This window comes from Arthrobacter sp. BG5 (genome assembly GCF_056680155.1).
This window is the reverse complement of record NZ_CM155268.1, coordinates 2,419,806-2,432,524: the sequence shown is the minus strand read 5'-3', so window position 1 is coordinate 2,432,524 and position 12,719 is coordinate 2,419,806. Positions and strand designations below refer to the sequence as shown.

Genomic DNA, 12,719 nt, shown 5'->3' with positions numbered 1-12,719 from the left:
ATATCCGATATCCGCAGGCGAAGGTAGGGGAACATTCTCACCGCCAGCCGATTGGACTGCATAATACGTATCTCCCGCTGCTTGGCAGGATACGGCGGTTGCCACCAGTGCTATGTCCGGTCTGCGGCCGAGCGTGCGTCCGACTACAAGCCAACATACGGCCGCCGGCAGCCATACCGTTACGAGCGACAACAACCCGTCGACAAGGGGGCTAAACGCATCCGATTCACGGCACAAAACGCCGACCGTATATAGACCAACACCGGCTACCAGGACCCCGGACAACAACCAGGTATCACGTCCCGCCGGCCCGGCGCCGCGACCCGCACCGTGCGGCACGGCCTCAGCCCTCACAGCTGTAGCGGGATCCAGAAACCGCCCGGGGAACAGGGCCAGGGCCGCCCCTTAAAACGATGCCAGGTGCCAGGACGACGCCGGAAACGGTACAGGTCATGATTCTCCTTCGCGGAAACCCTCCGCCTCCTTACTAGCTATCGACCCGCAAACGAATCCGGTAATCAGCACGCTTCAGAATATGGCACAACTCAGTGAGCCGTCGCTGGGCCGACAACCCCGTATGACTGAAGGAGGAAAGGTGAAGGTAGTTCGGCCTGTTCGGGATCAGCGCCGCGTAGCCAGTCGGCGGCGGCAGGCGCTGCCGTTCCGCGCCCCGCGGAGGTGCGGGCGTGCCTAGACTGGAAGGGCGGCAGGCGCCCTGCCGCACGGCACGGGTCCCGGAGGAGAGCTGGATGGAATTCGACGAATCGTTCTGGGATGAGCGGTACCGCCAGCACGGCCAGCACGCCCCGGTGTGGAGCGGGCAGCCGAACCCGCAGCTGGTGGCCGAGGCGGCGGAACTGGTGCCCGGTTCCGCGCTCGACGTCGGGGCCGGAGAGGGCGCCGACGCCGTCTGGCTTGCCCGGCGCGGCTGGCGGGTGACCGCCGTGGACATTTCCTCCGTGGCCCTGGGCCGGGCCGCCGCGGCGGTCGAAGGCGATCCGGACACCGCTGCCCGGATCAGGTGGCAGCACCAGGACCTGACGGTCTCGCCGCCCCCGGCCGGGACCTTCGACCTCGTCTCAGCCCAGTTCCTGCACCTGCCCGCACCGCAACGGGACGGCGTCTACAGCCGGCTCGCCGCGTCAGTGGCACCGGGCGGGACGCTGCTGATCGTCGGCCACCACCCCTCGGACCTGGAAACCAGCGTGCGCCGTCCTTCCGCCCCCGGCCTGCTCTTTACCGCCGAGCAGCTCGCGGCGCAGCTCGATCCGGACGAGTGGGAGATCGTGACCTGCACGGCGCGGCCGCGGGCCACGGCCGATTCCGAGGGCGCCCCGGTCACGGTCCAGGATGCCGTGCTCCGCGCCAGGCGCAAGGCCTAAGCGCGGCCACATCACCCGCGGGCGTCCAGCCGCTCCGCGAGACCTAGCGGTGGGTGAAGTCGGGCTGCCGCTTTTCGCTGAAAGCCGCCATGCCTTCCTTCTGGTCCTCGGTGGCGAAGAGCGAGTGGAATACCCGCCGTTCAAACAGCACACCCTGGGCCAGCCCGGTTTCGAAGGCGGCGTTGACCGCTTCCTTGGCCACCATGGCTACCGGCTTCGACTTGGAGGCAATCACTTCGGCGGCCTTGACGGCCTCTTCGACGACGTCGGCGGCCGGGACCACGCGGGACACCAGGCCGGCGCGTTCGGCCTCCGCAGCGTCCATAAACCGGCCGGTGAGGATCATGTCCATCGCCTTGGCCTTGCCCACGGCACGGGTGAGACGCTGCGAGCCGCCCATGCCCGGCAGCACGCCCAGGTTGATCTCCGGCTGCCCGAACTTGGCGTTGTCCCCGGCGATGATGAAGTCGCACATCATCGCCAGCTCGCAGCCGCCGCCGAGGGCGAACCCGGACACCGCCGCCACCACCGGAATGCGCAGCCGGGTGAAGTCCTCCCAGCCGCGGAACCAGTCCGCCGCGTACATCTCCATGTAGCCCTTGGACTGCATCTCCTTGATGTCGGCGCCGGCCGCGAACGCCTTGGCCGAACCGGTCACCACGACGGCGCCGACCCCGGGGTCGGTGTCCATCGCCGTTACGGCGGCCACGAGTTCGTCCATGGTGGCCTTGTTCAGGGCGTTCAGCGCCTCGGGCCGGTTGAGCGTCACGAGGCCCACGCGGCCGCGGCGCTCCACCAGAATGTTCGTGTACTCGGTCATGCCTGTCCCCTCGGCTGCTGTTCGGATTTGTCCCGGATGTCGGTGATGATGCCGGAGAAGTCCCGGCCGGCACCGCCTTCCGCGGCAAAGGTATCGTAAATTTCGGACGCCAGCGGTCCCAGCCGGGCGGCGACGCCGGTGCTTTCGAGGGCGTTGAGGGCCAGCTTCAGGTCCTTGGCCATCAGCGCGCCGGCGAAACCTGGCTGGTAGTCGCGGTTGGCAGGGCTGGTCGGCACCGGGCCGGGCACGGGGCAGTTGGTGGTCAGTGCCCAGCACTGCCCGGATGCGGCCGAGGCGACGTCGAAGAGCGCCTGGTGCGTCAGCCCGAGCTTCTCGCCGAGCACAAAAGCCTCGCTGACGGCGATCATCGACACACCCAAAATCATGTTGTTGCAGATCTTGGCGGCCTGCCCGGCGCCGTGCCCGCCGCAGTGGACCACCCGCTTGCCCATCACCTCCAGCATCGGCTTGACCGCCTCGAAGTCCTCCTCCAGCGCGCCGACCATAAACGTCAGGGTGCCGGCTTCGGCTCCGACCACGCCGCCGGAGACCGGGGCGTCGACGGCCCGGTGGCCGGCCCCGACCGCCAGGGCGGAGGCCTCCCGCGCCTCGTCGACGTTGATGGTGGAGCAATCGAGGAACATGGTGCCCGGCGCCGCGGCGGCCAGCAGCCCCGGAGCGCCGTCCGTGCCGCGGTAGGCGTCCAGCAGGTGCTGGCCGCTGGGCAGCATGGTCAGCACGACGGCGGCGCCCGCGACGGCGTCGGCGGCGGTGTCCGCGGTGGTGATCCCGTGGGCGCGGGCCGCTTCCAGCGCCGCCGGCACCACGTCGTAGCCGGTCACGGTGTAGCCGGCCTTAACCAGGTTGACGGCCATCGGGCCACCCATGTGGCCCAGGCCGAGGAAGGCGATGGTGCCAGTCTGCGTGCCGGGCCGGGCCGGTGCTGGCGGCTGTGCTTCAGACATTGTCGCGCTCCTTCGAAAGTTTCAGTTCACGCACGCCCAGCGGCGCGAAGTAGGCCTCGACATCGTCGCGGCTGACCTCCGCCAGGCTGGCCGGCTGCCAGTGCGGCGTGCGGTCCTTGTCCACCACCTGGGCGCGGATGCCCTCGCGGAAATCCGGGCCGGCAAGGAACCGCAGGCCCACCCGGTACTCCTGTTCCAGGGCCTCGGCGAGGCCCAGGCCGTGGGCGCGGCGCAGTGACGCGAGCGCCACCTTGACCGCCGTCGGGGATTTCGCCGCGATGGTGTCCGCGGCGTCGACGGCCTCGCCGCCCACCGTCCGCAACCGGTCCAGGATCTCCTCGGCGTCGTCGGACGAGTAGCAGGCGTCAATCCACTCCTGCTGGGCGGCCAGCACCGATTGCGGCGCCGGCTCTGCGAAGCGGGCGACGGCGGCGTCCACCGGTTCGGTTTCCAGCGCCGCGGCCAGCTCCGCGAGCTCCCCGGAGGGGACGAAGGTGTCCGCGAGGCCCAAGAACAACGCGTCCGCGCCGCTCAGATGCGCCCCGGTGAGGGCCGCGTGCGTGCCGGTCTCGCCGGGCGACCGGGACAGCAGGAGCGTCCCGCCGATGTCGGGCACAAAACCGATGGTGGTCTCCGGCATCCCCATCCGGGTGCGTTCGGTGACGATCCGGACTGAGCCGTGCGCGGAGATTCCCACCCCGCCGCCCAGGACCAGCCCGTCCATGAAGGCGACGTAGGGCTTGGGGTACTCCGAGATCAGCAGGTTCAACCGGTACTCGACGGCCCAGAAGTCCGCGGTCGCGTCCCCGCCCTCGAGCATGTCCCGGTAGATGGCCACGATGTCCCCGCCGGCGCACAGCCCCCGCTCGCCGGCGCCGCGGACCAGCACGGCGGCCACGGCGTCGTCGTCGGCCCAGAGCGTGAGCTGCTGCAGCATCGCCGCTGCCATGCCGGCGGTCAGCGCGTTGACGGCCCTGGGCCGGTTCAGCGTAACGACGCCGAGCCGGCCGCGGCGCTCGAACAGAACGTCGGCGGGCTCTCCGGCCGTCTGCTCCGCCATCAGCTGCCTTCCGGCATCACGAAGCTGGCGCCCTGGCGGATGCCGGAGGGCCAGCGGGTGGTGACCGTCTTGGTCTTGGTGTAGAAGCGGAACGCGTCGGCGCCGTGCTGGTTGAGGTCACCGAAGCCGGAGGCCTTCCAGCCACCGAAGGTGTAGTAGGCGATCGGCACCGGGATCGGGACGTTGATGCCCACCATGCCGACCTGGACGCGGCTGGCGAAGTCGCGGGCGGCGTCGCCGTCGCGGGTGAAGATGGCCACGCCGTTGCCGAACTCGTGCTCGCTGCACAGCCGGAGGGCCTCGTCGTAGTCCTCCGCGCGGAGCACGCTGAGCACCGGGCCGAAGATTTCCTCCTGGTAGATCTTCATGTCCTTGGTGACGTTGTCGAACAGCGTGGGGCCGACCCAGAAGCCGCCATCGTAGCCCTCCACCTTGAGGCCGCGGCCGTCCGTGACCAGGCTGGCGCCTTCCTCGACGCCGGAGGCGATGTAGCCCTCGATCCGTTCCTTGGCGGAGGCGGCCACGACCGGGCCGAAGTCCGAGTCCTTGGCGAGGCTGTGGCCCACCTTCAGGTCCGCGATCCGTTCCTGCAGCTTTGCCACGAGCGCGTCGGCGGTCTTTTTCCCCACCGGGACGGCGACCGAGATCGCCATGCAGCGTTCGCCGGCGGACCCGAAGCCGGCGCCGATCAGCGCGTCCGCGGCCATGTCCAGATCCGCGTCCGGCATGATCACCATGTGGTTTTTGGCGCCGCCGAAGCACTGGGCGCGTTTGCCGTGCGCGGCGGCGGTGGCGTAGATGTACTGCGCGATCGGGGTGGAGCCGACGAAACCGATGGCCTGGACGCGGGGGTCCTCCAGCAGCGCGTCCACGGCTTCCTTGTCGCCGTTGACCACGTTGAACACGCCGTCCGGCAGCCCGGCCTCGGTGAACAGCTCCGCCAGCCGCAGCGGCACGGAGGGGTCCCGTTCGGAGGGCTTGAGGATGAAGGAGTTGCCGGCGGCCAGGGCCGGGCCGGACTTCCAAAGCGGGATCATGGCCGGGAAGTTGAACGGGGTGATGCCGGCGACGACGCCGAGCGGCTGCCGCATCGAGTGGACGTCGACGCCGGTCCCGGCGCTGTCGGAGAACTCGCCCTTGAGCAGGTGCGGGGCGCCGGCGGCGAACTCGACGACCTCGATGCCGCGCTGGATGTCGCCCTTGGCGTCCAGGAACGTTTTGCCATGCTCGGAGGACAGCAAGGTGGCCAGCTCGTCCATGTTCTGGTTGACCAGATCCACGAACTTCAGCAGGACCCGGCCGCGGCGCTGGGGGTTCATCGCAGCCCATTCCAGCTGGCCCTTTTCGGCGTTGGCGATGACGTTGCGGACCTCCTCCGCGCTGGCCAGCGGGAGCCGGGCCTGCACCTCGCCGGTGCAGGGATCGTAGACGTCGCTGAAGCGCCCCGAGGTGCCCTCCACGTGCTGTCCGCCGACGTAATGGGAAAGCTCACGAACCATGATGGAATGCTCCTTTGCATGTGACCTAGATCATCTCTGCACCCGAATATACTCGGACTTCCTACTAATCTCCAGAGTGCGCGGCGGCTGCGGGCCCGGTCCGGCGGGTCCCGGCACCGCCGCGGCGGTGCCAAGGAAAGGTAAGTTAGGGACTGTGAAGATTGCTACCTGGAATGTGAACTCGCTCCGTGCCCGTGCCGACCGCGTTGAGGCCTGGCTCCAGCGCACCGACTGTGATGTCCTGGCCATCCAGGAAACCAAGTGCAAGGACGACAACTTCCCGTGGGAACTGTTCGAGCGGATGGGCTACGAGGTCGCGCACTTCGGCCTGAGCCAGTGGAACGGGGTGGCCATCGCCTCCCGGGTGGGGCTCGACGACGTCGAACGCACCTTCATGAACCAGCCGGTGTTCGGCAAGGGCGGCAAGGACGAGGTGCAGGAGGCCCGGGCGATCGGCGCCACGTGCGGCGGGATCCGGGTCTGGAGCCTCTATGTCCCCAATGGCCGGGCGCTCGATGATGAGCACATGCCCTACAAGCTCAGCTGGCTGGACACGCTCCGCGCCCACGCCGAAGGTTGGGTCCAGTCCGACCCGGAGGCGCAGATCGCGCTGATGGGTGACTGGAACATCGCCCCGCGGGACGAGGACGTGTGGGACATCGACTACTTCCGCGCCGAAGGGCTTACACACGTCAGCGAACCGGAGCGCGAGGCGTTCCGCGCCTTCGAGGAGGCGGGGTTCACCGACGTCGTCCGCCCGCACGCGCCCGGACCGGGCGTTTACACCTACTGGGACTACACCCAGCTGCGCTTCCCGAAAAAGGAGGGGATGCGGATCGACTTCGTCCTCGCCTCCCCCGCCCTGGCGGCCCGCGTGACCGGCGCCTCGATCGACCGCGAGGAGCGCAAGGGCAAGGGCGCCTCGGACCACGCCCCGGTCGTCGTGGAGCTGGCAGGCTGATGGACGCCCGCCAGGGAAGCGCCGGTCCGCGATGACAGGCAACCTCTACCACGGCCAGGCGGGCTTGCCGTTCTCCTCAACGCTGCGGGTCTACGAACCGCTGGAGGCCTTCCCCGCCGACCAGCAGGAGGCCCTGCGGGCCGCAGGCGCCCGCTCGGAGTCCCGCGCCGCGGTGGAAAATGCCGAACTGCTGGCGTCCCTGGGCCGCATCACGCGTCCCGGCGGGGATCCCTTTCCCACCGGGCAGACCGACCTGGTCCGCGTGCTGGCCGTCAGCAGCTCTGCCGGCAGACCGGCTGGCCCCGCCGACGGCGATGCTCCTACCGACAACGGAGCCGGCAGTGCACCCAACAAAGAGGTCCTGCCGGCCAGGCTGCTGTACTGCCCGAGCCAGCTGGTGCTGCGCGCCGGGCTGGCCGCCAACGCCCTGATGGAGGGGATCCACGGCCCGCTCGCCCAGCTGCTGATCCCGGAGGAACAGCGGGACCGGCATCAGGAACGCATCGACCAAGTGAAGGCGCGCGAAGGAATCGGCCGGGTCCACACCCGGGCCTCGACCTGGGGGATTCCGTTCAGCTGGTTCTGCCTTTTCCAGGAATCAGACCCCACGGATGTGGTGGAGTCCGGCGGACGGATCATCACGGTGCGCATCCGGGCCACGATCGGCACCGCGCTGGAACGGGTCCGGCACGCCGTGGCCCACCTGGCCCTCGCCGCCCCCGAGCTGGACATGCTCGAGGACCTGACCCAGCTCACCGAATGGCTGGAGCTCTTCCACCCTGATTCGGTCGTGGAGCTCGACTACGGCGCCGTGGCCGACAAGGTCTACCCGGACGATTCCCCGCTGGACGTCCGGCTGGGCATCGAGTGCCTTGCCGAGGGCGACATGACCGGGGCGGCCGCAGCGTACCGGCGGCTCGCCTCCCGCTGGATCCCGATCCGGCAGCTGGCACGCGCCTCCTGAGGCACGCGCCTCCTGAGGCCCGCCCCGCCGAAGGTATGCCTGCCCAGGCATATCTTCGCCGCCTGTCCAGGATTCCGGCGTCGGTTTTTCGCCGGACCGATCAGCCGGAGGCCGGGGCGAGCGGCTGCGCGAGCCGTGGCGCCGCCGTCGTGTCCCGGACGATCAGCCGGTGCGGGGCCACGGTGGAGCGCACCGCCCCCGCGATCCCGTCGAGTTCATCGAGCAGCATCTTGGTGCCAAGCTCGGCCTGTTCGTCGGGGCGCTGGCCGACCGTGGTGAGGCCCATCGCGGCGGAAAATTCGTGGTCGTCGATCCCCACCACGGACAGATCTTCCGGGATCCGGACGCCGGCACGACGCGCCTCGAAGACCACCCCCATCGCCATCTCGTCCGAGGCGCAGAAGATCGCGGTGGGCTTCGGTCCGGGACGGTCCCACAGCCGCTGGAACGCGGCCTGGCCGCTGCGGACGGTGAAGTCCCCCCACTCGTCCCACTCGGGCCGGACGTCCAGGGCCGCCTGGGTCATAACATCCTGGAACGCCTTGATCCGGACCCGCGGAACGTCGAAGTTCAGGTCTGTTTCGTCGTCGCCGTGCAGCAGCGCGATGTCCCGGTGGCCCAGCCCGATGAGGTGGCGGACCGCGGTGGCGGCAGCCTCATAATCGTCGATCCCGATGTAGGCGCAGCCTTCGACGTGGCCGCCCACCACGACCAGCGGGATGTCGATCTTCTGCAGGTGCTCCAGTTCCTCCCGGGTCAGGGCCATGCAGAGGACCAGGAGGGCGTCGATTTGTTTGTAGACCATGGTCTTGCTGAACAGCCGCTCGCGGTGGCTGCCGTGCCCGCCCAGGTTGAACAGCGAGAGGTTGTACTGGCGTCCGTGCAGTTCGCGGTCCGCGCCCTCGATGGCTTTCGAGAAGAACCAGCGGCTCACGAACGGTGCCAGCACCCCGATGGTCCGGGTACGCCCGGTGGCCAGGCCCGAGGCCGAGGAGGAGGCCACGTAGCCGAGGGCCCCCGCAATTTCGAGGATCTTTTGCCGCGTGGCGGGCGAGACCCTGGGCAGGCCGCGGACAGCCCGGGAGACCGTGGCGGTGGAGACGCCCGCGGCGGCCGCCACGTCCTCGATGCTGACGCCGGAATGGCCGCCGCGTTGCGCCCTGTCAGTTGTCCTTGCCACCGTGTCCCCTTGTCGGCCATCCGCAAAATCGCGTCCAGCGTGCCGCCCCCCCACGGCGCCGATCCTTTCCAGTATCCGGTCCGCCCCCGGCGGGCGCCTCAGCGCCGCCGGGCGGCCGTCCGGCCGGGCAAGCGCCGCCGCAGCCGGATCATTCCGTAGAGTGCGAGCAGCGTGGCGAGCAGCCCGAGGGCCCAGCCGAGGGCCGGCTGGGCGGTCACCTCCATCCAGACGGTGACCGCCAGCAGGACCAGCGCCCAGAAGCCCAGGAATCCGATGATGATGTCGAAGTCCTCACCCGAGCGAACCCTGCGGTGCGTGGGGTGGATCTCGCCCTGGTTCTGGCCGCGTGCCATCAGGAACCCGCCATCATGAAACCGTCACTTGACGGCGCCGGCCGTCAGGCCGGCGACGATCTTGCGCTGGAACACCAGCACCAGGATCACCAGCGGGATGGTCACGATGGTTCCAGCCGCCATGATCGCCGTGTACGGGATCTGGTTGGGCTGGGCACCGGCGAAGCTCGCAATGGCGACGGTGACCGGCTGGGTCGCGTCGGACGAGAGCTGGCTGGCGATGAGGAATTCATTCCACGAGGAGATGAACGCCAGGATGGCCGTGGTGAAGATGGCAGGGGCCGCGAGCGGCATGATCACCTTCCGGAAGGCCTGGCCCTGCGTGCAGCCGTCCACCCGCGCCGATTCCTCGAGCTCCCACGGCATTTCGCGGAAGAACGACGTCATCGTGTAGACGGTCAGCGGCAGCACGAACGAGATGTTCGGGATGATCAGGGCCTGGTAAGTGCCCATCCAGCCGATGTTGGTGAACAGCTGGAACAGCGGGGTGATGAGGGCGACGCCGGGGAACATCGAGGCCCCCAGGATGAAGCCCAGCACCAGGAACTTGAACCGGAAGTTCAACCGGGCCAGGGCGTAGGCGGCGAACACACCGATCAGCAGCGAGACCACGGTCACCACCACGCCGATGAACACGCTGTTCAGCAACGCCTGGCCGAAGCGGTTCCCGAAGGAGGTGTCGAACGCCGTGTTGAAGTTTTCCAGCGTGACGTGCGTCGGCAGGATCGAAGTGTCGTAGGTGAACCCGACGTCGCGGAAGGCGGTCACCACCATCCAGTACGCGGGGGCGAGGCACCAGATGAGGATCACCAGGGCACTGATGTACGTGCGGCCCTGGGCCCACTTTTCCCGGTTCTGGGCGACCTTGCGCCCCCGGTCCTGCTGCGCGCGCAGCTCGGTCGCGGCCGTGGTCATTTCTTCCCCTTACTAGCGCCGGTCTGCTGCTCCACCACATTCGCGCCAAGGAATCGCACGAAGATGAAGGCGACAAGGAAAATGATGATGAACGTGATGGTTGATAGCGCCGCTGCCGCGTTGAAGCCCTGCCTGATCTGGTTGATCACCAGGATGGACAGCGTGGTGGTGTTGTTCGCCCCGCCGGTCAGGATGTAGGGCAGGTCGAACATGCGCAGCGCGTCGAGGGTGCGGAAGAGGATGGCCACCATCAGCGCCGGCTTCACCAGCGGCAGGGTGATCATCCGGAACCGCTGCCAGGCCGTGGCGCCGTCGACCTTCGCCGCCTCGTACACCTCCGCGGGAATCATCTGTAGGCCGGCCAGGATCAGCAGCGCCATAAACGGCGTCGTCTTCCAGACGTCGGCGATGATGACCGCCCATTTGGCCGGCCATTCGCTGCCGGTCCACAGGATGGTGGTGTTGAAAAGCTTGTTGGCAATGCCCTCAAAGGCGAAGATGAACAGCCACAGCTTGGCGGTGACGGCGGTGGGGATGGCCCACGGCACCAGCACGGCGGCGCGGACCAGGCTGCGGCCCTTGAACGTGCGGGCCATGATCATGGCCATCCAGAAGCCGAGCACCGTCTCCAGCGCCACGGTCACGACGGTAAAGAAGAACGTCGTGGCCGTCGCGGACCAGAACTGGGATCCGAGGGTACCCGGCGGGCAGGCCACCGTTCCGCCGGCGGGCGCGCTGCACTGCTGGGCGAGCCAGTTGACGTAGTTCGAGAACCCGGCCGGGCCGCCCTCGGTGAAGAGGCCGGTGGCCGGATCCAGGCCGGCGTCGGCCTGGAAGGACATCACGATGGCGCTGATGATCGGGTAAACGATGACGACGGCCAGCGCGATGATGGTGGGGGCCAACAGCCACGACGCCCACTTGCCCTGGCTGGCGATGACGTTGTCCTCCCCCACCCCCTTGGGTGCGTGGTGGAGCTCGGTCCCGCCCGACGCCGGCTTCTTAACCGGCGTCGGGCCCAATTCAGTTGCCATGGTGGACTACTTTGACTGGGTTTCGATGGACTTCTGCATGTCCGACAGCGCCTGGTCCACCGGCTTTTCACCCTTGATGGCGGGGTAGGCGTTGTCCTGGATGGCCTTGGTGACGGCCGGGTAGAACGGGGTCACCGGACGCGGGACGGCGTTCTCGATCGAGGTCTTCAGCACCGGCAGGTACGGCAGCTTGGCGACCAGTTCCTTGTCGTCGTAGAGCTTCGTCAGCACCGGGGCCAGCGAACCCTGGGTGGCGTAGAACTTCTCAGTTTCCTCCGACGTCAGGAACTTCAGGAAGTCCAGCGCCGTTGCCTTGTTCTTGGAGTAGACGCTGACCGCCGCGTTGTGGCCGCCCAGCGATGACGCGCCGGGGCCGTCCTTGCCGGGAAGCGGAGCCAGGCCGAGCTTGTCCTTCACCTTGGAGGAGCCTTCGGTGGTGATCAGGTTGTACGCGTAGGGCCAGTTGCGCAGGAACAGCAGTTTGCCATCCTGGAAGGCCTGGCGGGATTCCTCTTCCTTGAAGGTGATGGCTTCCTTGGGGATGTTTCCGTCCTTGTAGGCCTTCGCGAGGTTAGCCAGTCCGGCCTTGGCTTCCTCGGTGTTCAGGTTCGGCTTGCCGTCCTTGTCCAGCACGGAGCCGCCGGCGGAGTTGATCGCCTCGGAGGCGTTGACCGTGAGGCCTTCGTACTTCGAAAACTGGCCGGCGTAGCAGCCGATGTTGTTGGTCTTGGCGATGGAGCACATGCCCATCATCTCGTCCCAGGTCTTGGGCGCCGTGGGGACGAGGTCCTTGCGGTAGTACAGGAACCCGCCGTCGGAGGTCTGCGGAGCGGCGTAGAGGGTGCCCTTGTAGGTGGCACTGTCAACCGTCGGCTTGAGCATGGCGCTCGTATCGATGGCCATCTTGTCCTTCAGGGGCTGCAGCCAGCCCTTGGCGGCGAATTCGGCGGTCCACACCACGTCGACGTCGACGACGTCGTAGTCGGACTGCTTCGCCTGGAAGTGCTGGACCAGGTCGTCGTGCTGCTGGTCGGCCTGGTCGGTCTGCTCCTTGAAGGTGACCTTCTCGTTCGGGTGGGCCGCGTTCCACTTTTCGATCAGCGGCCGGACCACGTTGCTGTTGTCCTTGCCCTGTACGTAGGTGATGGGGCCGCGGCCGTCCAGGCCGGCCGCCGCGTCGCCGCCGCCGGCCGAGCCGCCGCCACCGCCCGTGCTGCCGCCGCCTCCACAGGCTGTGAGGGAGAGGGCCAGGACACCGGCCGCGGCCGCGGGAAGTAGGTACTTACGGTTTTTCATACAGGTGCTCCTCGCTGAGTACCGGCGTGGACCGGTGGTGCAGTTGGTGTGGTGCCAATCACAGTAGCGAGCAATTAGTGAGGAATGCAAGCGTTTACATTAAACCTTTACGCAACGGAGACCCCGCTGCGGTTATTGACTTCACCGCGCAACCCGCGGCCCCGCGGGGGCGGAAAGCCCTTGGGACCCGCGGTTCGGGTGGGGCGGAAGTTTCCAAAACCTCACCAGGCACAGCTCGGACCGAGCGTCCCGTAGGACCCCGTCGGACCGCGTCGGACCACGACGCGCCG

At 68.1% G+C, this 12,719-nt stretch carries 12 protein-coding genes; 3 read left to right on the top strand and 9 right to left on the bottom strand.

The genetic code is table 11. The annotated features are described in order from the left end of the window. Window positions 1–749 precede the first annotated feature (749 nt). On the top strand, window positions 750–1,382 hold the full coding sequence (locus tag AC1MBE_RS11325; RefSeq protein ID WP_479778286.1) for a class I SAM-dependent methyltransferase: 633 nt from the start codon (window positions 750–752) through the stop codon (window positions 1,380–1,382). Between the two features lie 43 nt (window positions 1,383–1,425). Here the strand turns inward: AC1MBE_RS11325 and AC1MBE_RS11320 are convergent, their stop codons facing one another. The 4 genes from AC1MBE_RS11320 to AC1MBE_RS11305 are packed head-to-tail and all read right to left on the bottom strand — an operon-like array spanning window position 1,426 to window position 5,726. Next, window positions 1,426–2,202, bottom strand: coding sequence for an enoyl-CoA hydratase (locus AC1MBE_RS11320; protein ID WP_479778285.1), 777 nt, complete (start codon window positions 2,200–2,202; stop codon window positions 1,426–1,428). Beyond that, window positions 2,199–3,167 (bottom strand): 3-hydroxyisobutyrate dehydrogenase, encoded by a 969-nt coding sequence (gene mmsB, locus AC1MBE_RS11315; protein WP_479778283.1) that lies wholly within the window; start codon window positions 3,165–3,167, stop codon window positions 2,199–2,201. Before mmsB ends, AC1MBE_RS11320 begins: the two co-directional genes overlap by 4 nt. Next, the gene (locus AC1MBE_RS11310) at window positions 3,160–4,227 is read right to left on the bottom strand and encodes an enoyl-CoA hydratase/isomerase family protein (protein WP_479778281.1); all 1,068 of its coding nucleotides are present in this window, start codon (window positions 4,225–4,227) and stop codon (window positions 3,160–3,162) included. Before AC1MBE_RS11310 ends, mmsB begins: the two co-directional genes overlap by 8 nt. Then, complete coding sequence (locus tag AC1MBE_RS11305; RefSeq protein WP_479778279.1) at window positions 4,227–5,726, bottom strand: CoA-acylating methylmalonate-semialdehyde dehydrogenase; 1,500 nt, start codon at window positions 5,724–5,726, stop codon at window positions 4,227–4,229. Before AC1MBE_RS11305 ends, AC1MBE_RS11310 begins: the two co-directional genes overlap by 1 nt. A 154-nt stretch (window positions 5,727–5,880) precedes the next feature. Between AC1MBE_RS11305 and AC1MBE_RS11300 the strand changes: the two genes are divergently transcribed. Together AC1MBE_RS11300 and AC1MBE_RS11295 are read left to right on the top strand one after the other, a co-directional pair. Further along, entirely contained in the window at window positions 5,881–6,687 is an 807-nt protein-coding gene (locus AC1MBE_RS11300; RefSeq protein ID WP_479778277.1) for an exodeoxyribonuclease III, read from the top strand. 31 nt (window positions 6,688–6,718) lie between these two features. Next, a complete protein-coding gene (locus tag AC1MBE_RS11295; RefSeq protein WP_479778275.1) occupies window positions 6,719–7,651 on the top strand; it encodes a DUF8083 family protein in 933 nt (310 codons plus the stop codon). A 100-nt stretch (window positions 7,652–7,751) separates the two neighbouring features. Here the strand turns inward: AC1MBE_RS11295 and AC1MBE_RS11290 are convergent, their stop codons facing one another. The 5 genes from AC1MBE_RS11290 to AC1MBE_RS11270 form a co-directional block, all read right to left on the bottom strand. Continuing rightward, complete coding sequence (locus AC1MBE_RS11290) at window positions 7,752–8,831, bottom strand: LacI family DNA-binding transcriptional regulator (protein ID WP_479778273.1); 1,080 nt, start codon at window positions 8,829–8,831, stop codon at window positions 7,752–7,754. Window positions 8,832–8,929: 98 nt separating this feature from the next. After that, window positions 8,930–9,184 carry a hypothetical protein gene (locus tag AC1MBE_RS11285; RefSeq protein ID WP_346958534.1) on the bottom strand — a complete coding sequence of 85 codons (255 nt, stop codon included), beginning with the start codon at window positions 9,182–9,184 and terminating at the stop codon, window positions 8,930–8,932. A 24-nt stretch (window positions 9,185–9,208) separates the two neighbouring features. Further along, window positions 9,209–10,099, bottom strand: coding sequence for a carbohydrate ABC transporter permease (locus AC1MBE_RS11280; protein WP_479778271.1), 891 nt, complete (start codon window positions 10,097–10,099; stop codon window positions 9,209–9,211). Continuing rightward, a complete protein-coding gene (locus AC1MBE_RS11275) occupies window positions 10,096–11,133 on the bottom strand; it encodes a carbohydrate ABC transporter permease (protein ID WP_479778269.1) in 1,038 nt (345 codons plus the stop codon). The genes AC1MBE_RS11280 and AC1MBE_RS11275 overlap by 4 nt, the downstream gene beginning before the upstream one ends. A gap of 6 nt (window positions 11,134–11,139) precedes the next feature. Continuing rightward, a complete protein-coding gene (locus tag AC1MBE_RS11270; protein ID WP_479778267.1) occupies window positions 11,140–12,429 on the bottom strand; it encodes an ABC transporter substrate-binding protein in 1,290 nt (429 codons plus the stop codon). Window positions 12,430–12,719 lie beyond the last annotated feature (290 nt).